This is a genomic window from Acetobacter pasteurianus (assembly GCF_009914215.2).
GTDB lineage: Bacteria > Pseudomonadota > Alphaproteobacteria > Acetobacterales > Acetobacteraceae > Acetobacter > Acetobacter pasteurianus.
Genome location: NZ_CP039846.2, coordinates 2725382 through 2750751 on the forward strand (window position 1 = coordinate 2725382; position 25370 = coordinate 2750751).

The 25370-nt window shown below is 55.5% G+C and carries 27 protein-coding genes; 26 read left to right on the top strand and 1 reads right to left on the bottom strand.

What is annotated here, in order from left to right; translation table 11 throughout:
• The first annotated feature begins 47 nt into the window (after positions 1-47).
• Entirely contained in the window at positions 48-545 is a 498-nt protein-coding gene (locus tag FCN51_RS26040; RefSeq protein WP_310257078.1) for a hypothetical protein, read from the top strand.
• Positions 546-600: 55 nt separating this feature from the next.
• Here FCN51_RS26040 and FCN51_RS26045 read toward each other — a convergent pair whose 3' ends face one another.
• Positions 601-1797 carry a DUF4062 domain-containing protein gene (locus FCN51_RS26045; protein WP_310257081.1) on the bottom strand — a complete coding sequence of 399 codons (1197 nt, stop codon included), beginning with the start codon at positions 1795-1797 and terminating at the stop codon, positions 601-603.
• Positions 1798-1979: 182 nt separating this feature from the next.
• Here FCN51_RS26045 and FCN51_RS26050 point away from each other — a divergent pair, with 182 nt between their 5' ends.
• The 25 genes from FCN51_RS26050 (at position 1980) to FCN51_RS26170 (ending at position 25329) form a co-directional block, all read left to right on the top strand.
• Positions 1980-2390, top strand: coding sequence for a hypothetical protein (locus tag FCN51_RS26050; protein ID WP_310257084.1), 411 nt, complete (start codon positions 1980-1982; stop codon positions 2388-2390).
• Positions 2391-2460: 70 nt separating this feature from the next.
• Complete coding sequence (locus FCN51_RS26055; protein ID WP_310257087.1) at positions 2461-2622, top strand: hypothetical protein; 162 nt, start codon at positions 2461-2463, stop codon at positions 2620-2622.
• A 150-nt stretch (positions 2623-2772) separates the two neighbouring features.
• On the top strand, positions 2773-3648 hold the full coding sequence (locus FCN51_RS26060) for a tyrosine-type recombinase/integrase (RefSeq protein ID WP_014457213.1): 876 nt from the start codon (positions 2773-2775) through the stop codon (positions 3646-3648).
• Positions 3649-3685: 37 nt separating this feature from the next.
• Entirely contained in the window at positions 3686-4318 is a 633-nt protein-coding gene (locus FCN51_RS26065; RefSeq protein WP_310257090.1) for a DUF3164 family protein, read from the top strand.
• Complete coding sequence (locus tag FCN51_RS26070; protein ID WP_061342381.1) at positions 4315-4644, top strand: HNH endonuclease signature motif containing protein; 330 nt, start codon at positions 4315-4317, stop codon at positions 4642-4644. The genes FCN51_RS26065 and FCN51_RS26070 overlap by 4 nt, the downstream gene beginning before the upstream one ends.
• Positions 4645-4843: 199 nt before the next feature.
• Positions 4844-5446 (top strand): terminase, encoded by a 603-nt coding sequence (locus tag FCN51_RS26075; protein ID WP_310257099.1) that lies wholly within the window; start codon positions 4844-4846, stop codon positions 5444-5446.
• Entirely contained in the window at positions 5430-7124 is a 1695-nt protein-coding gene (locus FCN51_RS26080) for a terminase large subunit (protein WP_310257102.1), read from the top strand. Before FCN51_RS26075 ends, FCN51_RS26080 begins: the two co-directional genes overlap by 17 nt.
• Positions 7121-8455, top strand: a complete 1335-nt coding sequence (locus FCN51_RS26085; protein WP_310257105.1) for a phage portal protein — start codon at positions 7121-7123, stop codon at positions 8453-8455. The genes FCN51_RS26080 and FCN51_RS26085 overlap by 4 nt, the downstream gene beginning before the upstream one ends.
• Entirely contained in the window at positions 8448-9299 is an 852-nt protein-coding gene (locus FCN51_RS26090; protein WP_310257107.1) for an HK97 family phage prohead protease, read from the top strand. Before FCN51_RS26085 ends, FCN51_RS26090 begins: the two co-directional genes overlap by 8 nt.
• A 69-nt stretch (positions 9300-9368) precedes the next feature.
• Positions 9369-10610: a phage major capsid protein gene (locus FCN51_RS26095; RefSeq protein WP_310257109.1), complete on the top strand. Its 1242-nt coding sequence runs from the start codon at positions 9369-9371 to the stop codon at positions 10608-10610.
• An 11-nt stretch (positions 10611-10621) separates the two neighbouring features.
• Complete coding sequence (locus FCN51_RS26100) at positions 10622-11266, top strand: head-tail connector protein (protein ID WP_310257112.1); 645 nt, start codon at positions 10622-10624, stop codon at positions 11264-11266.
• Positions 11263-11610 (top strand): hypothetical protein, encoded by a 348-nt coding sequence (locus FCN51_RS26105; RefSeq protein WP_003626600.1) that lies wholly within the window; start codon positions 11263-11265, stop codon positions 11608-11610. The genes FCN51_RS26100 and FCN51_RS26105 overlap by 4 nt, the downstream gene beginning before the upstream one ends.
• Positions 11585-11995: a hypothetical protein gene (locus FCN51_RS26110; protein ID WP_310257115.1), complete on the top strand. Its 411-nt coding sequence runs from the start codon at positions 11585-11587 to the stop codon at positions 11993-11995. Before FCN51_RS26105 ends, FCN51_RS26110 begins: the two co-directional genes overlap by 26 nt.
• Positions 11992-12471, top strand: coding sequence for a hypothetical protein (locus FCN51_RS26115; RefSeq protein WP_310257119.1), 480 nt, complete (start codon positions 11992-11994; stop codon positions 12469-12471). Before FCN51_RS26110 ends, FCN51_RS26115 begins: the two co-directional genes overlap by 4 nt.
• 60 nt (positions 12472-12531) lie before the next feature.
• Positions 12532-13770 (top strand): phage tail tube protein, encoded by a 1239-nt coding sequence (locus tag FCN51_RS26120; protein ID WP_310257121.1) that lies wholly within the window; start codon positions 12532-12534, stop codon positions 13768-13770.
• A gap of 69 nt (positions 13771-13839) precedes the next feature.
• Positions 13840-14253: a hypothetical protein gene (locus FCN51_RS26125; protein WP_310257124.1), complete on the top strand. Its 414-nt coding sequence runs from the start codon at positions 13840-13842 to the stop codon at positions 14251-14253.
• A gap of 80 nt (positions 14254-14333) precedes the next feature.
• A complete protein-coding gene (locus tag FCN51_RS26130; protein ID WP_310257127.1) occupies positions 14334-14609 on the top strand; it encodes a hypothetical protein in 276 nt (91 codons plus the stop codon).
• Positions 14606-15322, top strand: coding sequence for a hypothetical protein (locus tag FCN51_RS26135; protein WP_310257130.1), 717 nt, complete (start codon positions 14606-14608; stop codon positions 15320-15322). The genes FCN51_RS26130 and FCN51_RS26135 overlap by 4 nt, the downstream gene beginning before the upstream one ends.
• Positions 15323-15331: 9 nt before the next feature.
• Positions 15332-21073, top strand: a complete 5742-nt coding sequence (locus FCN51_RS26140) for a phage tail protein (protein WP_310257132.1) — start codon at positions 15332-15334, stop codon at positions 21071-21073.
• A 15-nt stretch (positions 21074-21088) separates the two neighbouring features.
• Complete coding sequence (locus FCN51_RS26145; RefSeq protein ID WP_310257135.1) at positions 21089-22681, top strand: hypothetical protein; 1593 nt, start codon at positions 21089-21091, stop codon at positions 22679-22681.
• Positions 22681-23490 (top strand): hypothetical protein, encoded by an 810-nt coding sequence (locus FCN51_RS26150; protein ID WP_310257138.1) that lies wholly within the window; start codon positions 22681-22683, stop codon positions 23488-23490. Before FCN51_RS26145 ends, FCN51_RS26150 begins: the two co-directional genes overlap by 1 nt.
• Positions 23491-23523: 33 nt before the next feature.
• Positions 23524-23736 (top strand): hypothetical protein, encoded by a 213-nt coding sequence (locus FCN51_RS26155; RefSeq protein WP_003628621.1) that lies wholly within the window; start codon positions 23524-23526, stop codon positions 23734-23736.
• Positions 23737-23912: 176 nt separating this feature from the next.
• The gene (locus FCN51_RS26160) at positions 23913-24383 is read left to right on the top strand and encodes a lysozyme (RefSeq protein WP_310257158.1); all 471 of its coding nucleotides are present in this window, start codon (positions 23913-23915) and stop codon (positions 24381-24383) included.
• A 30-nt stretch (positions 24384-24413) separates the two neighbouring features.
• Entirely contained in the window at positions 24414-24572 is a 159-nt protein-coding gene (locus tag FCN51_RS26165) for a hypothetical protein (RefSeq protein WP_310257161.1), read from the top strand.
• Positions 24573-24636: 64 nt separating this feature from the next.
• Positions 24637-25329, top strand: a complete 693-nt coding sequence (locus tag FCN51_RS26170) for a hypothetical protein (RefSeq protein ID WP_310257163.1) — start codon at positions 24637-24639, stop codon at positions 25327-25329.
• Positions 25330-25370 lie beyond the last annotated feature (41 nt).

A 25370-nucleotide genomic window follows, 5' to 3' on the forward strand; every position in this document is an offset into this window, starting at 1 on the left:
GCCCGTGACGGTTACGGACGGTACACCAGAACAAACGGGGCAGCAACGTGCAGAATACAGAAGAAGCCACACCAGAACGCCTAGCCAAAGGCGACGTAACGGAAGTTTACGTTCAGGAACACAAGAACCAGCCACCAGAAAAGCGCCTGCGGTCATCCGGGGCGCTTTACGCGCTGCGTAGGGCAGGCACCATTACAGATGCCCACGTAGCCGCAGCCGAACACTGGGCGCGAGATTACGAAACAGGCGTTCTAGGTGCCAGAGACCCGGAAGCCGGCAAAAAGGGTGGCCTGCCAGATCCGCACGTTATCATGCTGTCTCGCGCAGCTGCTGTGAGGCGCTGCGAGTATGTGCGCAACGCCTTGGGGCAGGTAGGCGAAACCTTCCTGCACCGCATGATGATTGACGGCATGAGTGTTCAGGCTATGGCTGAGGCCGCTTCCACTCACAAACTGCGCGTTTCAGGCGCTATTGATCTGCTTCTGGAGCAGTTGGTGGAGGCATATCAGGTGATGCCGGGCCGGTTTTGGAAAGAGGGAGTTTAAAACCCCCTCTACCTGTTATTGAAACATGACTTAACGTTATCAATAATTAGAGATTTTAATCATCATTCTGTGTCTTGTCATTTTCTGATTTTATGTTTCCTGCATCTCCTTCTAATTCCTGTTTGAATTCTGAGAATGTTTTATTTGATATATGTAAGAAATTTCGGAACAAAATTCCCTCGCTTGTATTTATTTCTATTAATGAATCAAATATTATTTTTCTACTTTCCCTAGAAAGCCTCATGAAATTATTAAATTCAATTCGCATGTAATCAATATCATATAAATTTGTTACCAAGTAAAAAGTCCCATCACTTTTTATCAATGCTTGAGCGTCTCTCGTTGTGTGAAAATTATATTCTTTACGACGCCCAAGGGGCGGGAGTTTTACTATTTTTACAATATCTAGTTTTTCTAGGAATTGGTCAAAATTCATATCTTCTTCATATATAAAATCATAAGATGTAAGGGCAAAACCACGAATAAAATCAACAAGTTTTCTATAAACAACAACTCCTTTAGCTACTTCTTTATCTATTTTCCCTCCCCCAATAGAAGCCAATATTGCCGTTTTTAAATCTTCTATTTGCGTAGAAAAATTTTCCATTTCTTTACGCTCTGTTATTTTTGTTCTTTCATCATATAATAATCTTTGTAGCAAGCCTGACCATTGAGTCCTTAAAGTAGATTCTATTTCCTCTGGTCTTGAAAATGTATGTAATGTGTTATTATAAGATCTCTTCCGTAAGAAATTGATAAATTCAAATATAAATGAAGCAGTATGAGGCTTCTCTATTGAGGCATACTCAATGTCTTTTGAGATGCTTTTTGTTTTGTTTTTCTCATATGTTGCATGATCATTCATGACTCGGCTATCTACGAATGTTATAATTGGTATTTCATTTTCAATTGCTTTGAGTATTTCCAGTTGAGTGATAGACAGTTTTTCTTTTGTATCAAATATTGTTTTACTGCCACTTTGTTTCTTTAATTCATCAAAATCCACTACATTTAACGCATCGGGAAGAACATTACCTCCATATCTTCCGCCGATAATTAAAACAATATAATCTGCGTTTTTTATTTCTTCTACACAGCTTGTATGAGTATGTGTGCGTGGATCATATAGGATATCGTTATAATCACTCATCATGGGTTGATGGCCCATAGTAATAATGAATTGTCTTAAATGACTTCTAATTGATGATAAATCATAGCATGTCGAAGAAACAAATACTCGAAGAGAAGCCATATTTATAATTCCTAAAAAATAATTCTTGTTCCAAGATAATAAAATATTCTTCCCAAACCAACAGATAATTTCTCAAATCAGATTGACGCTTACCCCTAACTCGCCGTAAACAGTCAAAATCTCCGAAGTCGTGTGCCCATCTGGGCCACGGCTTTTTTTGTATCTTCTGAAAAGCTGAACGCATGAAACACTGGCAGAAGATCTGCCGTGGTGCTGTTCTGCTGCGCGGGAAGAAGATTGTTCTAGTTGTTTCGGCAGATGGAAATGTGGCGTATTGCGTGCGCATGGTTCCAGATCGTCTGCCACGGCATCGGGCTGATGTGATTTTGCGGGCCGTTGGTGGCCTGAAAAATACGGTTGCCCGATGTAATGCCCTTGCATGTGAAAAATATGGCCACCTGCAATCGCTGAGCGAACTGCCAGCGGGTGCGGTGTATGCTGAGCACGACATGCAGCGCATTGATGCCGCGCTACGCAAAGAACATGCTTCCCGCACGGTGGAAGAGTTGCCACCCGGCGTGATGGAAACAACATGGCGCGGGCCAAAATGGGGCGATTGCGGCCGCAAGGTTGGCGGCGCTCCATCCGATTAAGCGAAACCCCCGGCTGTTCGAGCAGCGCGGGGGTTTCTTTTGTCCACCCCTGACCTTTCCAGGAATGAACATGCCTGATCTTAAAGATCTCTGGCGTTTGGTACAAGTGATGAATGAAATTAAAGCATGCCGCTTCACCGTGATTATGCTTGTTGCTCTAATCACTGGTCTCGCGTTTGCTATCGAAAAAGCACTCCCAGGCGTGGCTGCTATCATTCAGGCATGTCGGTAAAAAGCGTCATGATAACGCGGTATTATCTGACACGGCATACCTGCCAAGGTGTCAGATAACCCGCAGAACACCCCCCAAACCCGTCAGATAATCTCTGTTATCTGACGGTTTTTGAGGGTTGGAAATGACCCGATAATATAGGGAAATCAAATGGTTAGCGGTGATCAGCCCAGATCGACCGCGCCAGCAGTGCCGGATGATGGCATTCACCGTGCGGATCTTCCGCTGGTCAAAACGTGGCTACACAACCGCAGTAGCAACACGGTGCGGGCCTATCGCACCAACGTTGCGGAGTTCGCCCGTTTTGTTGCCAAGCCGATGGCAGATGTTGCCCTGGCTGACATTCAGGCATGGAACGACAGCATGGCCGATGCGGCGGACAGCACTCGGCGGCGCAAGATCAGCGCCGTGAAATCGCTGCTGACCTACGGCCACAAGCTGGGCTTTCTACCGCAGGATGCAGGCGCTGCGTTCCGCATGGAGCGTGGCCGCGACAATCTGAACGAACGCATTCTTTCGCGCCAGCAGGTGTTGGCCATGCTGGCAGGTGAGAAGGATCCGCGCCGCCATGCGTTGCTGGCGCTGCTTTACGGCACCGGCCTGCGGATTTCAGAAGCCTGCGCGTTACGCTGGCGCGATATGACACGCCGCCAATCGGGCGGCATTGCAACGGTTTTCGGCAAAGGTGGCAAAACCCGCCATGTGCAGGTTTCACCATCGTTGTGGAAAGAGATCGCGGCTGTGCGGTCTGATGTCGGGCCTGATGCGCCCGTTATCCCCGGCCACGATGGCGGCCTGCTTCATGAACGCGCTGTGGATCGCGTTGTGAAGCGGGCCGCAAAACGAGCGGGCCTGCCGCCTGATGTCTCTGCTCACTGGCTGCGCCATGCTTTTGCGTCACACCAGTTGGACGCGGGGCAGCCGGTGCATTGGGTGCAGGCCCAGCTCGGCCACAGTTCGCTGGCCACGACAACACGATACAGCCACGCCAGCGCAGACGCTGCGGGCGCTGACCTTCTGGCCTGACGCCAACCGGCGCGGGCATTTCTGACAACGATGGAGAATGACAATGCAAACCGTGCCTGACGGTTTCATGCAGGACAGTCGCGGGCGTTTGGTGCCGGAAGCGAATGTCCGGCCATCTGACAAGCTGCAAGATGAGCTGGTGCGCCGTTTGCACCGTGAAGCCGAGCCGGTGCGGCAGTTCATGATGGATTTCAAGCGGCTCTGCTTTGCAGAGATCCATGCGTTTCTGGATCTGGTGGCCGAGCAATACAGCACCAAGCTGGGCAGCGACAAAGGCAACGTCACCTTGACCAGCTATGATGGCACGCTGCGCGTGACTGTGGCGGTCGGCAACGTCATTTCGTTTGGCCCTGAAATTCAGGCGGCGCAAACGCTGATCCATGGTTGCCTAAACCGCTGGTCTGAAGGTGCCAACGCCAACCTGAAAGCCGTGGTGCTGGATGCGTTTGACGTAGACAAGCAGGGCAGCATGAACGTGGGCAAGATCCTCGCGCTCCGGCGTCTGGAGATCGAGGACGAGGAATGGCAGCGCGGCATGCAGGCGATTTCTGACAGCGTGCGCGTGGATGTGACCAAGGATTACGTGCGGTTGCACCGGCGGCCATCGCCAGATGCCAAGTGGGAGCTGGTGACGTTCGACCTGTCCAAGCTGGACGTGGCCACCACATGAGCAGCCGCAAGAAAGCCGTTCTGACGTGCATGAGGCCGCTTGTAGGTGTTCTGGACACCAGCATAGCCAAAGAGCCACCCAAACGCGCTGACGGCTTTTATACAAGCCCTGAATGGCGTGCCCTGATGGCTTCCATCAAGCGCAAGCGGCCGCATTGCTGTGAACAGTGCGGTCGCACCGGCACGCGGCTCTTTGGGGATCATATTCAGGAGCTGAAGGACGGTGGCGCACCGCTGGACGAGAACAACGTCCAGTTGCTTTGCGGATCCTGCCATACCGCCAAGACCGCACGGGCGCGGGCAGCACGAAACGCCGTTGAATACTGAAAAACGGCGGTTTTCTGCCATTTTCTCGGTGTTATGCGTCCGCGTCATGCATGGCTGCAATGCCATGCGTCCATCGGGTAGGGGGAGGGGTAAAAGTATAATCGACCCAAGGCACCTGAACCGCGCCAGTGGCACGCGTGAAAAATTTTTCGTTCCAGCGTTTTGAAGTGCGCACTTTTGTTGCGCGGGAAGGTGGGGAATGCCCAAGAAAACTGATACGGATTGGCACGCGATAGAGGCTGATTTTCGCGCAGGAGCCTTGTCAAACCGCCAAATTGCAAAAAAACATGGCGTGGCTGAAAGCACGCTGCGCAAGCACATCGCGTCCGGTGGATGGGTGCGCACTTCTGCGCAAAAAGTGCGCAAAAACACCAAAACTGCGCACCAACCTGCGCACAATCCCCAGCGCAACCCCGCTCCACCACGGGAGAAACCACCGTCCACAGGGCGCAGATCTGCTGCCAGCGTGGATGAACGTATGGATGAAATGGTGTCGCGCCTTCTTGGTGAGCTTGAGGATACGACATCCCATCTTGGCGAGATTTCCGAAGCGATTGAGCTGGAAACGGCAGACGATACCGGATCGCGCCGGCGCGATGCGATGTTGAAGGCCATCACCATCAAGGAACGCACGGAAACCCTGCATAAGCTGAAGCAGACCCGCATGATGGGTGATGCAACAGTCGGCAAGAAAAAAGGCGTGAAAGAGCAGCGGAAAGATGCGGCACAGCGTGCCATGGGCGGAAAGTTCAAGCCCATGCAGCCGCCGAAGCTGGTGGTAAACAATGGCAGAGGCTCTTAGTCCGACCTGGTCAACAGCATGTCTGGATTGGGAGCGCAGGATTGTAGCAGGTGAAAGCCTGATACCGTGCGCACCATTGTTTCCGGAAGCCGCCGAGCAGGGCATGGAGGTATTCAATGCGCTGCGGTTGGCTGACGTTGTGGGCCAGCCAACGCTTGGTGAATCCTGCCGCCCTTGGCTGAAGGATTTTGCTGCCACCGTTTTCGGTTCCTACAATCCAGAAACCGGGCAGCGCCTGATTTCCGAATATCTGCTGCTGGTCAGCAAAAAGAACACCAAAAGCACCATTGCTGCCGGTGTCATGCTGACTGTGCTTATTCAGAACTGGCGGGAATCTGCGGAATTTCTCATTCTCGCACCAACCAAGGACGCAGCGGATAACGCCTTCAAACCAGCCCAGGACATGATCCGCTTGGATCCTGACCTAGATGATCTGCTGCACGTTGCGCCTAATCAGCGCATCATCACGCATCGGATCACTGGTGCCACGTTGCGGGTTGTAGCCGCAGATGGCACGGCCGTTGTCGGCAAAAAGGCAACTGGCGTTCTGGTGGATGAGCTATGGGAATTTGGGAAACGGCCTACAGCCCAGAACATGCTGATGGAAGCAACGGGCGGCATTGCATCACGTCCCGAAGGTTTCGTGATTTACCTCACAACGCAGTCCGAAGAATCTCCGGCCGGTGTGTTCAAGGATAAGCTGGAATATGGGCGCAAGGTGCGTGATGGCAAAATCATCGCACCGCATTTTCTGGCAGTGATCTATGAGTTCCCGAAAGGCATGCTGAAGCGCAAGGAGCATCAGAAGCCTGAGAACTGGTACATCACCAACCCAAATCTGGGGCTTTCTGTCACACTGGAATGGCTGAAAACCAAATATGGTGAGGCGTTGGAAGCCGGGGAAGGCGTGCTCACTGTCTGGATGGCCAAGCATCTGAACGTGCAGGTGGGGATCTCGCAAGGGGCTTCCGCCTGGGCCGGTATTAAATACTGGATGCGGCAGGCTAATCCAGAACTGACCTTGCAATCGCTGATTGAACGTTCTGACGTGATTGTCGGCGGCATTGATGGCGGGGGCTTGGATGATTTTCTGTCTCTGGCTGTTTTAGGTCGAGACGCTGACACAGAAGACTGGTTGCACTGGCAACGTAGCTGGGTGTTTCGGGGTGTTCTGGAAGAGCGGAAGAAAGAAGCGCCGCGCTATCTGGATTTTGAGAAGCAGGGCGACCTGTGGATCATGAAGGAAATGAGCCAGGACATCATCCAGCTGGGAGACATTGCCGAAGAGTTGGATGATTCCGGCAAGCTGGCCATGATTGGTTTGGATCCGGCCGGGGTTGCAGAAATCGTGCTGGAGCTTTCACGGCGCGGGATTATGAGCGACCGCATTGTGGGGATTAGCCAGGGCTGGAAAATGACTGGCCCCATTAAAACGCTCGAACGCAAACTGGCAGATGGCACGTTCTGGCATGGTGACCGTCCGATCATGTCCTGGGCGGTTGGCAATGCCATGGCGCGGGCCAAGGGCAACAATGTTGAAATCACCAAAGAAGTGGCAGGCGGCAAGAAAATCGACCCGCTGATGGCGCTGTTTGATGCCGTAGCCTGCATGAGCCGAAACCCGGAGCCACCGGGAAATATTGACCCGTTTCTTGAGGGAGGTCTGATCACGACATGAAAATGCCAGCGCCATTTAGAGGGCTGCTGTACAAGGCTGCAAATGCAATGGCGCTGACCGTCACAGGCGTATCCCTTACGGATCTGCGCCTGGGGGCTTTCATGGCTGGTGGGCCAACGCATAGCGGCAAGCTGGTGTCGGTGAATACCGCCATGCAGCTGGATACGGTCTGGGCCTGCACGCGGCTGATCTCTGACACTATCGGGGCAATGCCGCTGAAGCTCTACCAGCGTAGCCCAGATGGCACGTCATCCACTCTGGCGCGGGATCATCCGCTGTATCGTATCCTGAGCAGATCCCCCAATACGGATATGAGCGCCATAGAGTTCTGGTCATCCATGGTGGCCTGCCTGATGTTGTGGGGGAATGCCTTTGCCCAGGTGATCTGGAACGATATTGGCGTAAAGCGTGTGGTTGCCCTCTATCCGTTGCGGCCTGACCGCATGACGGTCAATCGTGACGATGCCACAGGTGAACTGATCTACACCTACACGTATCAGGGGCAGAAGCTCACGCTGGAAGAAAGCAATATCCTGCACATCAAGGGGTATTGCCTGGACGGCATGATGGGCATGTCTCCCATCAGTGCAGGCCGCCAGCAGATAGGCAGCGCCATGGCTGCGGAAGAAACCGCTGCACGCATGTTTGCCAATGGCATGTTGAGCCAGACTTACATCAAGTCTCCCAACATCCTCAAAGGTGAACAGCGGGTGCGTGCCAAGGCTATCCTGAAGGATTATGAAGGAGCCTTGAATGCCGGGAAAACGCCACTTCTGGAAGGCGGATGGACGGTTGAGAGCATCGGCATGAACCCCGAAGACATGCAGTTGCTTCAGACACGCGGCTTTAACGTGGAAACGCTCTGCCGGTGGTTTGGCGTGGCTCCGGTCATGATCGGGCGCATGGAGAAATCCACCGCGTGGGGATCTGGTCTGGAGCAGATGAACCTGTGGTTTCTGACCTATACGCTTCAGCCGTGGCTGGTGCGCATAGAGCAGGCTATCACGCGCTGCCTGCTACTGCCTGCGGAAAAAGAGACGTATTTCGCCCAGCACAATGTGGATGCGCTGCTACGGGCGGACAGCCAGACACGCGCTCAGCTAGAGGCCACACAGGTTCAGAACGGCATCAAGACCCGCAATGAAATCCGTGAAAAGGAAGGTCTGGCGCCAATTCCGGGTGGCGATATCGCAACCGTGCAGGCGCAGATGATCCCGCTGACAGATGTGGGCAAGGTTGGCATGCCACCGACATTGCAGCCCGTTACCACCCCAGCATCCCAACCACAGCCGCAACCAGGCGGCACGATAGGAGATCCGGACGATGATTGACGGCATGGAAGTCTGCGCCGTTCCGTTCGAGTATAAAGCCATTACCGGCACAGATGGCGAAAGCGGCCATGTGGAAGGTTATGGAGCCGTTTTCGGCAATACGGATTCACATGGTGATGTGATCCTGCCGGGGGCTTTCGCCAAATCCATTGCCGAGCGCAAGGCGCAGGGCCGTGTTCTGCCCATGCACGTCATGCACGGATTTTTCGGCGGTGATGGCGTGCCTGCTGGCGTGTGGAATGACGTGGCGGAAGACAGCAAGGGCCTGCACGTTAAAGGCAAGATCTCCGGCACCAACACGGATGCCGGGAAACTGCTGTATGAGCGCGTCAAGGATGGTGCACTGGGCGGTCTGTCCATTGGCTTCAGCATCCCCAAGGATGGCGCGGTCAAAATGACGCAGCCCACAGGCCCGCGCCGCCAGATCAAGCAGGCCAATCTGTATGAGGTCAGCCTGGTGGATGATCCCAGCAATGCCCAGGCCCGTGTCACGGATCTCAAGCGGCGCTGGGGTGATGCCTTCAAGTCCACAGTGCAGCCAACGGTTGCCGTGCAGGCGTTGGAAGCCGCGCTGGGCATTTATCAGAAATCCCTGAAAGGGAATGATGCCCCCACAGCGCAGGAACGCCAGCAGCTGCTGGAGCATTTGCAGGATGCCTATGAGGCTCTGACAGGCCAGCGCATGCCCGATGGTATGAAGCAGGCGTTACAGGATGGGAAAATCCCAATGCTGCCGGAGCTGAAATCCGTAACGGCTGGCCTGATGGCCGCCGTGCGTGGCGAGGAAGCGCCCAAGCCCGGATCTTCTCTGGTGCCGCCTGGTCTTTCCAGTTTTCGTCTGTGATCTGACAAAACCGCTTTTCATTCACCCACAGCCGCCCATTGAGGCGGCTTTTTTTATGGGAAAAACCCGATGTCTGAATTGGAAACCGAATACAAAGCCGCCATCAAGCGGCTTTCTGAAGCTACGGATGAGGTCAAAAAGTTTGCTGAAACATCCAAGACCGAGCTGAAAAATCTTGGCACGGTCACGGATGAAACCAAGGCCAGTGCAGACAAGGCGCTGACGGCTCTGACCGAAATGTCTGCCCGCGTGACGGAACTGGAGCAGAAATCATCCCGTGGGAATAAGCCGACAGAACAGCAGCCCCAGAGCATCGGGCAGAAGTTCGTGGCGTCTGACGAGGTCAAGGCCGCCATGGAACGTGGCACTAGCTGGAAGGGAACAGTGCAGGTTGAGATGAAAAATATCACCTCTGCCAGTTCCACCGGCACATCTGGCACTTCAGCGCTGGTTGTGGCAGATCGCCAGCCGCAGATCGTTGCCCAGCCCAACCGGCGGCTGGTCATTCGTGATCTGCTGATGCCAGGGAACACGCAGTCCCAATCCGTGGACTACGTCAAGGAAACACTGTTCACGAACAATGCTGATTTCGTGGCAGAAAACCCCGGAAATCCGTATCCGCAGTCAGATATCAGCTTCTCCCTGAATACGCTGCCAGTGCGCACCATCGCGCATTTCGTCATGGCGTCCAAATCCATTCTTGCTGATGCACCGCAGTTGCAGACCTACATCGATGGGCGTCTGCGCTATGGTCTGGCTTACAAGGAAGACCTTGCCTTCCTGAATGGCGATGGCACAGGCACCAGCATTCTGGGGCTGCTGGCACAGTCCAGCAAATATGAGCAGCCTGCAGGCGTGACGGTAAAAGGCGAGACGATGATTGACCGTCTGCGTCTGGGCATGTTGCAGACCACGCTGGCAGAATACCCGGCGACCGGGCATATCCTGAACCCGACTGACTGGGCCAGCATTGAACTGACCAAGGACAGTGTGAGCCGGTATGTGTTCGCCAATCCCATGGGCATGGCTGGCCCGGTTCTGTGGGGCCTGCCGGTAGCAGAATCTCTGGCCATGGCACAGGGCAAGTTCATGACCGGGGCATTCAGCCTTGCAGCGCAGCTGTTTGACCGTGAGGACGCCACAGTCTCCATTTCCACCGAAGACCGGGATAACTTCGTGAAAGGGATGGTGACCATTCTGGCGGAAGAGCGCACCACACTGGTTGTTTACCGTCCGCAGGCCATTATCAACGGTGACTTCACCGGCATTGATACGGCTGCACCGACTTCTGGCACCACCACTGGCGGCTGAGGAACAGAGCAATGAGGCGTACTGTGCAAATCAGTGCGTCAGCAGCTCTTCAGCCGTTGGCGCTTCTGGATGATCTGAAAGCGGATCTCAGTATTTCCGACAATACGCAGGACACAGAGCTGACACGGCTGCTGCTGGAGGCTTCGGCAAAAGCCCTGAAGTTTATCGGCAGGCCTCTTATGCAGGCGCAATGGCAGGACACGTTCATGGTGCTGCCAGGTGCCGCACAGGACGTGCTTTGCCTGGGCCGATATCCTCTGGTCAGCATTCAGTCATTCTGCGCGGGAGAGCTTTCTCTCACACCAGAGCAGATCAAGGATCTTCCTTTCGATCCTGATGCCGCCATGGTGTATCCGCCTGATGCCAGAATGCCAGGATGGATGCCGGGGATCTATGCCGTCCAATATACGGCCGGATATGTCGCACCGGGCACGGAAAACGCAGGCACGAATATCGTGCCGCAGGATCTTCAGGAGGCCATACGGCTCACTGCGGCGTCCATATGGTATGCCAAGGGGCGAGATCCCAACCTGAAATCTGAAAGCGAGCAAGGGGTGGGTTCCACCAGTTGGAATGCACCATCTGCCGGATCTGGAGGCATGCCACAACCTGCGGTGGATATCCTGACAGGTTATCAGGCGGGGGGCATCGGATGAGCTACCGCACAGAACGCCGCCGCCGCCAGATCGCCACCAAAGGCCGCCAGATGGTGCTGTCCAGGGCAAGCGGCACTGCCAGCGTTACACTGATGGCCTACGCACCGCCAGCACAGTCTGCCCAGATCACGAACGACATGGCGCAGGCTCCATTCGTGGCACAGGTCATGGCGGATGCGCTTTCCGGTTACGGCATGCCTGCCCAGGACGACCGGGTGCAGGACGGCCCCAAAACCTACACGCTGACAGATGCGCAGCCCGTTTACGATGGGCCAACCGTCTGCGGCTGGACATTGATTGCCGCAGGAGGCGAGACGCATGACAACGCCAGCAGTCTTCTCTGATGCATGGACACGCGCACAGGCTGTTGCCGAAGCCCAGAAGCTGAAACTGCTGGATCCGGCAGGCCAGAACATTACCGTGCCAGATGGCCCATATTGGGTGATGGAAACGGCGGCCGGATTGGCAGACCGTGCAGGCGCAGGTGAGCCGGTAGATCTGGAAGACGGCACCATCTGGCTGCATCTGATGGTGCCCAAAGGCACAGGAACGCTGGAAGCTCTGGAATTGCGCAAGGCCATGTCCGTGGCCTTCAGGCAGGCCACAAACCTGCCAACGGGCATCATCTACCTTGGCCATATGTTTGATCCGCCAGATCTGAGCCAGACCGGCAACCGTGTGCGGTTTTCTCTGGGGATCAACTATCAATATCAGGACATTCTGACATGAAATTCTTCCCGCTTTACGAAACTGCCGCCAATGCTGGCACATTCCAGATGGGATCAGTGGAAATTGATGCGGATAGCACGTCCGCTGCTGTGGCTATCGCTGAACAGGATGCCCCCGCAGGATGCCGCACGGCTGTATGCCCATACCGTTCTCTTTCTGGGCTTCCTGAAAGCCTGCCGCCAACCGCTGATGAAAGCGGGAAACAGTATGATGTTCTGGCACAACCCGATGGCGCATCCGGCCTGTTCCAGAGCAGCGGGCAGGTGTTCGGCTCCATGGCGGCGGATGCCGCAGGCATGGTGCTCTCTTTGGAACGCTTTTTCGGTTATCGTCTGGGGCTTCTCCCGCAGGGTGAAAAAGCGGCTGTTGCTCCGGCCACATCTGGCGGCAGCACATCTGCCACCAGTTCTGGTGCCACGCCTACAGGTAGCAGCACAGTCGTAAGCTCCGGCGGCAGCGCAACACCAGCCAGCTAACAGCTTCCATATTTCGTGCAGACAGGTCGCCATTGAGCGGCCTTTTTTATTGAGGTGATCATGGCCTATACAGGCGGCACAAATGGCTATGCGGCCGGTGCGGAAAGCAATACCAGCGCGGTCGATTACGCGCTTGAAACCACATATAACACGCCACCGACCGGGGCCTATCAGGCACTGCGTTACACAGATGTTTCGCTGACAGTTAATGAAACCGAAACGCAGCCTGATGAAATCAACGACATTCCGGAAATGGCGCAGTCTGTCCTGACCGGCCGCACAACACAGGGCAGTATCTCCGGCATTCTATCCGTTGGCACATTTGAAGATCTGCTGGCAGGTGTGATGAGTGCTGATTGGGTCAGCTTCACGTCAACATCATCTGGGAATGCTTCAGCGGGTGATTTCATCCAGTGGATTGCGGCTGATAATATCGGCGGCCATCAGGGTTACAAGTTTGTTGCATTTTCTAACCCCGCATTCCTGGCGTCCCTACCTAAAACGGGATTGGTGGTGCTGAATGATCCCGGTTATGGGATCGAAAATGTCGTGACACCGTATGTGCAGTTTTCTGATTCAAAGAAAGGCATCTACGTTCCTGACACGGTGCTGTCATCTGTCACGAGTGACAAGGTAGCCTCTGCGGGGGCAACAGCGGTTTTCAGTGGCATCACCAATGGTGCTCTGGGTAAAACCTTTACCTTCCGCCAGAAGATGGCTGACGCATGGCAGATTTTTTCTGGCACCATGGTTAATCAGGTGGAAATCACGCTGCAAAAAGGGCAGGCCCCTACAATCAGCATTGATCTGATCGGTTCAGATATGACCACATCTGATACCGATATTGCGGCATCCGTTACCCCTCGCACCACCACGCCGCTGATTGATACGGTTGAAGGCTTTCAGGGGTGCAGCATTTTTGGGAATGCGCCTGCCGGTTGCATTCAGTCTGCCACCATCACCTTGTCGCGTGATGGATCCGGGCAGGATACCGGCATGGGGCACACTGGCGCTTGCGGTCTGCGTTTTGGCAGCTTCAAGGCGACCATGGAAATCACGTATTTCTTCAAGGATTATCAGCAGTTCACCGATTGGAAAAACGGCAAGACAGGCCCGGTTTCCATAGGTGTGCAGGGCAGTGATGGCAACGGCTACCAGTTTACAGTGCTGAACGGTGTCATCCGCAATCCCAAAACGCCTATTTCTGGGAAAAACACCACGGTGGTGGCGACTGTTTCCGTAACGGCCAACCCCACACCCGTGGGCGGCACGTTTGCGATTGCCCGCACCAGCTCCTGATCGTCTGGTTTTCCTTTTCTTTTTCAAACATGGCCGCCACTGCGCGGCCTTTTTTATTGAGGCAGATCCATGCTTACTCTTGCTGACCTGAAAACCGATAGCGCCGCCATTGCCGATGGGGATTGGGTGAAAATTGACAAATTCCCTGGCCTGAAAATCAAAAGCCGTGGTTACACGGACAAGTTCGTGGATGCACAGGCCCAGCGCCTGCGTAAGGCTGCTGAACGCTACCGTGGTGATGTTTCTGCCATTCCCAACGCTGTGCGCCGCAAGATCAATGCAGGCCTGTTGCGGGACTTCCTCGTGCTGGATGTTGAAGGTCTGCATCATGACCGGGAAAAGAAAAACCCTGTCACGATTGAGGAGTTCAAGGGGCTTCTGGATAACCCAGATTACCGTGAACTGATGGCGGCCTGCTGGGAAGCCGCAGCCCTTGTGACCACCAAGGCATCAGAACACGCAGAGGAAGCCGAGGGAAACTGACCAGGGCGCTGGCATGGCATCTCGAATGGGGAAGCTATGACGAAGATCTCTGGAATGATTTGCCAGAGGAACATGCCCGTGTGGATCCACTGCCTGAGTTCATGTGGATCTGGCGGGCATGGCATCGGCTTTCTGCGTCACGCCAGCGTCTGACACAAGGGTTCAGCATGCCTCTGGGCGCTTCGGTTACAGAAAGCAGTCCCGGCATGATCCCATGGGAAGTTGTGCATACATGGTCGCAGTATCATGGCTACACGCATGCCGAAATGGCGCTTTTGGATCGGTGCATTGTTGCCATGGATGGCGTGTTCATCCGTGATCATCATGAGCGCCTGAGAAACAGGATGAAAAAATGAGCTGGGCCGCACGTCTGCAAAAACCCATGCGTGTTGCCATCAACCGGAACATGACCAGTGCGGCCGCGCACAAGATCGTTGCGAACAGGATCCGCAAGGAGCGCGATGATCTCATTCAGTCGGGTGCGGCATCGGCACAATATGTCCGGCGTGTGGATGGCACGCTGGGGCTGGAGGAAGAGGCGGCCAAGCTCAATGGTGGGAATGTCACCTATATTTTCAGCACCATTGGTGCGGCCACTGTCTGGGCGTTGGAAGAACTGCGCAAGCGGTCTCCTGCCCATAGTGGCGCCTTCCGCAAGAGCTGGGCTGTTCTGGTGGATGGCAAGGGCTGGACGAACGCACCAGGCAAGATCCCGATGGGTTCGGAAGTGTGGATTGTGAACACCATGCCCTATGCCCGCAAGATTGAAGTGGGCGGCCAGCGCATCAGCGTTCCACCTGGGATTGTGGAAGGCGTGCGCAGGCCGCTGATGAGCCGCTTCAAGCGCATTCGTGCCCAGCGTGCCTTCAAGCCCTTGCAAGGTGGGCGTGATGCCCGTGGAGGGCCTGTTCCCTACATCCTGCGTGGTGCGGGCATCGCTTCGGGCGTTTCGTGGGACAAAAAAGCAAAAGAATGGACGCAAAAGCACGCGGCTTACGTGAGCAGGCGGGCTGATCGGCAGGCAGGTGAGCAAATGCTTTACCCTACGCTGATCCTGACAGAAAAGTGACGGTTTCCCATGGCAGATACAGATCTGGTTGAATCGCTACAGGTCGATATTACGGCTGTTGATCAGACCGAGAGTGCGACAAAAAGCGCAGGCGATCATCTGGATGCGGTTGCCGAAAAGGGCGTGGCTCTTTCCGATGTCATGTCTGGCATGGGCAAAACCTCAAAAGCGGCCACTGAAACGCTGGCAGAAGGTGCCGATGCGGCGTCCGTGTCTTTTGAGAAGCTGGGCACGCAAGCTGCTTCTCGTGTGAATAGCCTGACCAGACAGCTCATTTCCCTGAGTGCGCAACGTGACAGCCTGCGGGCAGATTTCCAGAAAGCGGCAGATGCAGGGCTTGATACCTCTGGCATCACGGAAAATCTGGAAAAGGTGGAAAGCCAGATTGGGCATGTTGGCACTGAGCTTAAAACGGTTCAGACCAATTTGCAGGTTGCGGCTACGGGGCAGAAGGCATGGAACGGCCAGCTAGGCGAAGAGAACGCCCTTCTGAATGGATTACGCGAAGCTGAAGGCAGTCGCGCACAAGCTATCGGAAAAACAACAGAGGCAATGGCCAAAAGTGTTTCCGAAGCTGAAAATCAGGCTGAAGCACTGGCTCTGGTTGATCAGAAATATGATCAGCTAACAGATACGGCCGAAGGTCTGCCCGATGCGATGGAGCAGGTTTCCGAGGCGGCAGTTGATAGTATCAATGATATCCGCCGCGTTGCCGAAACGGGGCAGGATGCGCTTGACGGTATGACCGCGCCGGATGTGAGTGCTGATGTTTCTGGAACGGTAGATATACAGTCTCCAGACCTCAGCAAGACGCTAGAGGCGCAAGAAAAGCTCAAGGCAGGCATCAGCGATATCACGCATGAGGCTGCTCTTGCCAAAAGCGAACTGTCCGAAATGGGCAAGGCAGGTGCGCAGGCCGCAGAAGACATGCAGTCTGGCATGGATAAAACCACGGCCGACGTTGTTAAGAGCACGTCTGAAACGGAGAAACAAAAGCAGGTCATTCGTGATATTGGCACGGAATATAAACAGGTTTCTGTTTCTGTGTCTGATAGCACCAGCAAAATCGAGCGTGCGGTCACTGTAGAACAACAGGAGCTGAATAGCATCAGTGCGCCAGATGTGAGTGCTGATGTCTCCCGCACTGTGAACGTCCAGACGCCGGATCTGTCTGAAACCTTACAGGATCAGGACAAGCTCAAGGATAGCCTGAACGACATCAAGAGCGATGCAGGCCTTGTTGCGGGTGAGTTGTCCGATATTGGCAATGTGTCGCAAGAAATAAACGCAGGCTTGCAGGTTGGCCTGGACAAGAGCGCGACCAGCTTTTTGCGGACAGGACGTGCAGCCAGCCAGTTGGCCAAAGTCATGTTGCAGCTTATGTCCGCACAGGATCGGTATGACGATGTCGTGGCGCAAGCCGCCGCCGTTCCTGATGATAAGCTGGATCCGCAGATCAAGCAGAGTGTTGTGCAGGACGCCAAGGATAAGGTTGAGGCGTTACAGGCGCAAAGGGATGCCTTGCTGGAGGCAGCCAAAGCGCAATCCGATCTGGACGATGCGCAGCAGAAATCCACCAAATCCGGCAAGCTGGAAGCTTACCAGATCACGGAAATTGTGGATGATGTTCACAAGTTTGCCGATATGGTGCTGGCAGGCGGCAATCCATTGCAGGCGCTGTTTTATGAAGCGCCCAATGCCCTTGCAATCGCAGGTGGTAGCGGTGGCTATGGCGCAGGCCTGTCCATGCTTAAAAATGCCCTGACAGGCCCAGCAGGCATTGCTGTTGCCGCAGGCGCTGTGGGCACCGCGTTCTATAAGATGGGCGCGTATGCGGAAGAGGAAGAAAGCAAGCTTGCCAAACTGAGCCAGCAGCTGCGGGCCACCCGTTCTGACGCCAACAACATGGCTGACAGCATCACTTCTGCGGCCGACAGCCTGGAGAAGATGCCGGGGTGGGATAAAACCACTGCACGGCAGGCCGCCACAGCCATTGGCAGCACTTACAATTTCACGGGCGGTACGTCCGATATTGAGGCGCTGGCCAAGGTGGCACAGGATGCCGGAACAGTGTTTGGCTCTTTGGAAGATGGTCTGAAGGCGGTGCAAACCGCCATGGTGGATCCCACGGCCGAAATTCAGGCACTGTACCAGCAGCACCTTCCGGGCGTGGATGCCCAGCTTGTGGAGCAGGTGAAAGAGCTTCAGGCCGCAGGTGAGCAGGGCAAGGCGTATGCGCTTGTCATGCAGCATCTGACATCCAGCACCAAGGATGCGACCGAGCAGGGGCTGACACCATTCCAGCAGGCCGTGGAGAAGCTGCGCAAGCAGACATCACCGCTTGTGGATGCCATTCAGGATCTGGCCCTGGCTATGGGCACCAAGCTGCTCAATAGCGTCACGTCTCTTTTGTCTCTGCCCGTTCCTGCGGAAAAGACAACAGGCGGTCTGGCGGGCACCACGGTTCTGCGAAATGACAAGCATCCCGAAATGGTCGGGATGATGCAGGTTAATACCGCCTTTACGCCAAAATATGATGTCAGCACCGTCAAGGGGAATGTGGATGAAGGCATTACGCGCTTCCAGAATTTCCTGCATCAGACAGGCGGAAATCTGGATAACGCTCTGGCGTTGTATGGTGGCTTCAAGGTGGGTTCTGCTGGCGGCCGCCAGTATGCAGCCAGTGTGTATGGGCAGGATCTGAGCAGGCTGCCATCTGATTCCGATGCACTGATCAAGCAGGAAAGCGGCCACTTTAATCTGACTGATGGGCTTTCCAATGTGGTGCGCAAGATCGCCCTGCAGGAAAGCGGTGGTTACCAGTATGATCAACGGGTGAACAAGCCGACCAGTGCTTCTCCCGTGGATCATGCCACATCTGCGGCCGTGATTGATGATCAGAAGTCTCTCACGGGTGGCGCTGCGGATGCAGCCGGTGGCTTCAGCACGTCCAGCTATACGCAAAGTCGTGCCGAAATCAGCGCCTATATTGAGTCACAGCAAAATCTGCTGACAACGCAGACGGCTGGATCCAAGGGGTGGCAGGAAATCAGCGAACGCATCACCCAGGCGCGTATCCAGCTGGCGAATACCCTTAGCCCGCAGGAACAGATCACCCAGGGTATGAAAGACCAGAATGAGGGGCTTTCTGCTCAAAGTGGTTACTGGCGCAGCATGGCGGAAGTGGTGGCGCAGTTTGATACCGAGGCGCGTGGCACTGGTGTGGATCAGGCGGCACTGTCACAGGCCCTTGCAGCCAAACAGCAGCAGCTGGCGGCCGCGTATGATGATGGCACGGTGGCTGTGCAGCGGCAGGCCCAGGCACAGACAGCTATGCTGTCTGTTGCCGGTTCTGATGAACAGGCTATCCAGCACGCCACAAACTATCAGCAGGCCTATAATGAGGCACTGGAGGATTTTGACCCGAAATCGCAGGCGTTTGCCGAAGCTGTGAAAGCCCGCACGGCCGCGCTGAACAGCGAGACAGACGCACAGGCGCGGTTTGAACAGGCGCAGCAGAATAGCGGCCTGCAGGACAATCTGAGCATGATACAGGCTCAAACAGCCAGTATCGGTCAGAATGCGGATGAGCGTTCCGTTGCGTTGGCACGCATGCAAGCGGAAATTCAGGAACACCGCAAGTTCGGCACTGTTCTGCCACAGGAAGCGCAGGACTATGTTGATCTGAGCACCAAAATTGCTGAGGCTTCTACCGAGTATGAGCACCAGCAGCAGGTGATGGATGATTTCACTGGATCCATCAGCGATATGGCGGATCAGCTTTCTGATGGCGTGGTGCAAGGATTCTTGCAGGGCACATCGGCAGGCATGTCTTTCAAAAGCATGTTGCAGGGTGTGGAAGCATCTGTTGCCAGCGTGATTGCACGCTTTGCCCTGATCAATCCTCTACTCAACAGCATTGATGGCGGCACACGCACCACGCTGGCAGATCTGGGCAATCTGTTTGGTAAAGTTGGCGCAGGCAGCAGTTCTTCCAGTGCCAGCAACATTCTGTCCGGATATGGTGGAGGAAACGACATCACATCATCCGGCTGGGCCTATTCCCCATGGGAAGCCCTGAATGTGAAAAACCAGATCAGCAATCCAGCTGGATCAGCTGCAAAAAGTGGCGGCATGTTTTCAGGTCTGGGGAACCTGTTTTCTGGAAAGGCAGCTGATGGCAGCGGCATTTTCAGCAGTGTTGGCAGTGCTGTTTCTTCCATCGGCTCATACATGGGAATGGCGGGTGCTGCCTTCGGCATTGGCGATATGGCCTATAACCTTCTGTCGCAGCTCTTTGCCAAAAGGAAGAAGGATTATCAGTATGTTTCCGTAGGCAGCGATGGGATGCTGGATATCAGCGGCCATGTTTACAAGGATATTCATGGCAATGATAACGTGGCATCCGGCCTTCAGGATGATCTGGACAGCATTAACAATGTCTTCGGATATACCGGGGTTTCCGCCACAAACACGGATACCATTGGCAAGGTTGGCTGGTCTAAGAAAGGCAAGAAGTCCGAAACATACAGCCTGACAGATCTTCTGCCTGATCTGGATCTGACCAGTTCAGACGCCACCATGCAGCAGGAGCTGAAGCAGCTCATGCCGACCAGTTTCGATAGCGTGGATACGTTCACGCAGGATCTGGAAAGCCTGAAAAGCCTTGCAGATGAACTGGACAGCATGAAAGTGTCTGTCTCAAAGTTTGATGATAGCTCCCATGTCACGGTGGATCATTTCACCGGCTACACGGGGGATATGGCCAAGGCGCTTTCAACGCTGGATGGTGGTACCTATTCCGTAGATGACCTGCAAAGCAAGTTTGAGGCCATTGAGGAGTTTGTGGGCACCACAATGCCAGGGCTTCTGGATGTCACGGCATCCGGTTCCGAAAGCCTGATGCAGCAGGTGGATGATCTGAAGCAGAAATACCAGGACGCCGCCAACACGGCAGCATCCTACGGTCTGGATGCCCAGGCATTGCTTGATAAGGGCAATGCCATTGCTGCTGCCATGATTGCCAATGAGCAAACCACGCTTTCGCAATCTGACCAGTCCGTGCAGGCACGTTATCTGTCTGCCACGGGTGATCAGGAAGGTGCGGATCTGCTCAATCAGCAGGTGAGTGCCGCACAGGAAATCCAGCAGTTGCAGGATAACTGGCGGGGCTTTCTGGGTGATAACTATGCGGACAATGTGACCTACCAGCAGCAGCTGGCGGATCTTGAAAAAACACAGGCTGCCGAGCGCCTTCAGATACAAACCGAGTATCAGGAAAAGGCTTTAGAGCAGCAGAAAGAATATCAGGATCAGGCCACCGAGCAGGTTTCCAGCGTGTTCAGCAATCTTCTGTCCTACGCAAAAGGGCTGGATACGTCTGATGCCTCGCCATTGTCTGTTGAGGATCAGTACAAGGCCGCTAACGATAATCTGCATACGGATTACCAGGCGGCCATGGGTGGCAACAGCACAGCTCTGGCATCCCTACAGACCGATATGCAGACATATCTGTCCCTGTCCCAGAAATATAACGGGGGAGGGGCCGCATATGTGGAAGACTATCAGGCGGTGCTGACCATGCTGAAATCTCTGGGCAGCATGAACACGGATGCCCTGACAGCGGACGCCATGCGGGACATCATGCAGGACAGCACCACCACGCTGGCCAGCATTTTGCAGCAGATCCTGCAGGCCACGAATAACCTGTTTGCGGAAACACGGTTCCAGAACCTCAAAGCCGCAGCGTAACGGGATATCACCATAATGCAGCAACGCTGTTTTCTGGGAACGCTGGCCTTCGGGCCTGCGGCTTCCCGCACGACCACATGCCTGTCTTCTGGCGGGTATGTGGATGTTGCCACCGGCACGAAATATCTGCCCATTCTGGCCAGCCTGCCTGACGTGGACAGGGAACTGGATATTTCAATTTCCGGTAGCAGCATGACGCAATCGTTCGGGCAGCTTACGGTCAATCTGTCCGATGGCGTGGCCGATAGCATGAACGTGCGCAACCATACCGGAGATCTGTCCATCCTGACCGGCCTGCGCAGCTATGACATGGCACGCGGCTGGTGGTCAGATCCTGCGCTCTCTGCGTGCCAGCCTCTGTTTACCGGATCCGCCACCGCATGGCGCACCGGAGCCACGCAAGGCACGCTGACACTTTCGGGGCCTGCCGTGCTCTCGCGCCAGTTGCCACTGGCAACCTATGCTGGCACTGGCGGCGTGGAAGGTGGATCAGACCTGACAGGCCGGGTAAAGCCGCGCCTGCGGGGTTATGCCTTCAATATCACACCGGTCTGTGTGGATAGCGTCAATCAGATCTATCAGGTCTCTGATGCACCATTCTGGATGGGCACGCAGGGCACACAGCCGGATCTGACCGTGCTGGAAGGCGGCGTGCTGGGTAGCTGGTCTGCTACATCCACAGATGGCAGCTGGTCATATGCGGGCATGGTCAGCGATATCACGACCGCAGATCCGGCCGCAGGCACCTATGTGGTGGAAAGTTCCAGCCGGGGCGCGTTTTTCCGGCTGGGTGGCACGCCGGTCTATACCATGACCTGCTGGGCCACTGGCGCGATGCCTGATGGCACGTATGTTTCCAGCCTGCCGGATATCGTGCGGCAGGTGCTGGTGCAGGATATCGGCATACCGGCGGCATCCATTTCCAGCACATGGGCAGATCCGTTCGGCAATGTGGATAGTGCCGCCGGTGCGTTCTGGGATGGCTCTGACAGCTATACTGGGAATGACATGATCACCGCCCTGTTGCAGGGCAGTATGCGCAAGCTGGCGGTTGCGCGGGACGGCACGCTGAAGCTGATAGGCATTACAGACAGCTTTTTGCAGCTTGCGCCGCATCAGTGGGAAAAGCTGGCGGTGCTGCCTGATGAGGTGATTGACATCAAGGAAACAGATCTGCCGTCTGAACTGGCGCTGCCTCTCACCTGCGGGCGTTGCACCTATAGCCGCAATTACACGGTGATGAGCACCAGCACCCTCAGCCCGAAGGCGGATCTGTCCACTCTGCGCACGCAGCGCAGTGCTGTCACGGTGGGCACGGATAGCCCAACGGAGGAAGTGGTCAGCCCGCCCGAAGTGCTGACAAGCCTGCGCACGCAAGCCGGGGCGCAGGTGGTGGCCGATGTCATCAACAAACTGTGGACGGTGGCAGACCGGCGCGTGTTTTACGTCACGCTGCCGTTTGAACGCCTGTTTGATTTTGAAATGGGGGATGAGATTGTGCTGTTTGCCAATGTGGACGGCCTGCGCGATGGGCTGGGCGGTCTGGTTGTCGGTGAAAGCTGGCGCGGCTCCAGCGCAGGCCAGTGCGTGCTGACGGTGCTGGTCTGATGCAGAATTGTGCTTTCGGCCTGAACAATCTGGTCAAGACCGCCAGCCTTAGCGGCTCGGCGTCCTTCTATGCAGGCGTTTCAGCCGCCAAGGATTTCTCACCCAATCAGCTGGCCACAGACCAGGGCAACACCACGGCGGCGTTCTGGTCTGTTGGGGATGGCAACAGAACGGCATGGTTTCAGGCGCAATGGAATAGTGCCCAGACCATGCGGGCCTTCTTTGTGGGGCGCACCAACCTTGGCCAAGCCGCAACATGGCAGCTTGTGGCCAGTTCCGGCGGCAATACGGTGTATTCCGCCTCTGGCAGCTTTGCCACGCTGGGTGGTGTTGGCCCGGTGCAGATGGTGCATGTGGCACCGCAGGACATTCAGGCCGATACGGTCAAGATCACCGTCACCAGCAATGGCAGCACATCGGAAAGCTATATTTCCCTGTCTCTGGCCTATATCGGGCCGGTGTGGCAGCCGGTGCGCAATATGAGCACCAAAAGCACTACCGGGCTGGACAGTTCCGTGACGGTGAATACCGGCATGAGCGGGGCCGAGTTTGTCACGCCCGCATGGATGCGGCGCAAGGCTGTGGTGGATCATGAATCTCTGGATCTGGCTGACGTGCCGGTGCTGGAGCAGATCCTGCTGCTGGGCGCATCTGGTGCCAATGTGCTGTTTGTGCCGGATCCGGATGCCGATGGCCCCACGCTGAACCTGCGTAGCCTGTTTGGACGCATCCAGCGCGGAGATCTGAGCAACCCCTATGGCGCTGCCCTGCGGCAGCAAACCAGCTTCACCATTACCGAGCGGCTTTAAGCCGCTTTTTTTATGCCTGAAAGGAAGAGTGTCATGCCTGATGATGTGGTGCGGCAGGATGAATTTGTTGCGTTTGAAACCAGCGTGAACGGCAAGTTTTCTACGCTGGAAACCGGCATTGCCAATATCTGGACGGAACTGAAGCGGATCAACAACCGCAAGACCTGGGTAAACGGCGGCCTGGTTATTTTTGGCTCTGCCCTGGGCAGCGGGATTGTCCAGGCGTTGCAGCATATGCACCCGTGACAACCGAAAACCGGCTTTTGTAAACCTGACCACGAAAACCTGCCAACGTATAAGCCCACTGCAAAGGGCTGTTTTCTGCGGGTTTTGTGCTCCGGTGGACTAATCCGGGCCAGATCACCTGTAAACTCGTCCACTCCGGCCGCCATTGAGCGGCCTTTTTTGTATCCGGAAAATTGATGAATGATCCGATCCTGCTGGCGGCAGATCTGTGCCGCCGGTCTGAAGGCCTGCGCCTGTGTCCGTATGTGTGCCCGGCCGGGTATTGGACAATCGGGTATGGCAGCCGGTTTCTGGCCAACGGGGCCGCCGTAACAGCCAGTACCGCACCCATTACGGCCGAATACGCCAATGCCTTGCTGCAAGGCACGCTGGCCAAGCTGCTGCCGCAGATCCTGCGGCTGGTGCGTGTGCCGCTGACACCCGGCCAGCAGGCCGCGCTGTTGGACTTTACCTACAACCTCGGATTGCCCGCGCTGGCAGGATCCACACTGCTGAAGCTGCTGAACACAGGGCAGGGGAACGCCGCCCGCAATCAGCTGCTGCTGTGGAACCACATGCACCGCAATGGCCAGCTGATCACCGTAGCCGGTTTGACGCTGCGGCGGCGTGCCGAATGGCAGCTGTGGGCCAGCAGATCCGATTCCTGAAAAATTCCTACTGAAAGCGACATCATGTTCATGACTGAACGCGAACTCATCCGGCTGGCCGATCTGATTGTAGAGCGGCTGGAAAAACGCGGCCTGTGCATTGCTGCACCCCGCAATGGCCAAGCCCTGGTGGTGGAAGACGTGAGCGTCAACACGCTGCACGCAAGCCTGCGTGGCGCACAGGGCTGAAGAGCCAGAAACCCCAGATTTTCACACATACAGGGCATGCGCAGCGTGCCCGAAAGGTAGATCCATGAACTTGTCCCGTATCAGCGCATATCTGCGCCAGCCCACTACGCTGTTTGCCCTGTCCCTTATTCTGGGGGATCTGGTGGCCACGTGGTTCAACGTGATTCCGGCCGGTGGCTCTGCGGCCATGCTGATTGCGGCATTGCCGCTGCTGGGCAGTGATAACAGCGGCATTATTGCAGCCCTTCTGGCCAACAAGGCGGATCTGGAAAAGGCGCTGAATGCTGTGGCGGCCCATAAGGATATTGGCCCTACGGCTGCAAAGGTGATTGCCGATGCCGTGCCAGCCAGCACCATTCTGGCGGCCGCAACATCTGCCATTGCTTCTTCCACTGCTGAAGCAGCACCCAAGAAAAGCAGCGCGGCTTCTGCCGTGGCGGGCGTCATGCTGCTTGGTCTGGTTGGCACCAGCTTGATGGCGTGCGGATCTGACCAGCTAGTGCAGCGCCAGCAGTCTGTTTACGGCCTGAGCCTGTCTTACGCGGCAGCAGCCCAGCTGGCGGCTGACTATGAAAAGAACCCGGCCGCAGATCCGGCTGTGGTGGCAAAGCTGAAACCGGCCTTCCAGACCGCGCATGACCAGATCAAGCCGCTCGATGACGCCGCGGCGAAGGGTGATCCGCTGTCTGAGGCTGAGGTTGAAGCCGCACAGGATGCCCTGGACGCAGCCCGCAAGCTGCTGCCTGCCAGCAAGTAATCATTTTCCTGACCTCACGAAAATGATCCCCCAAGGGTGTC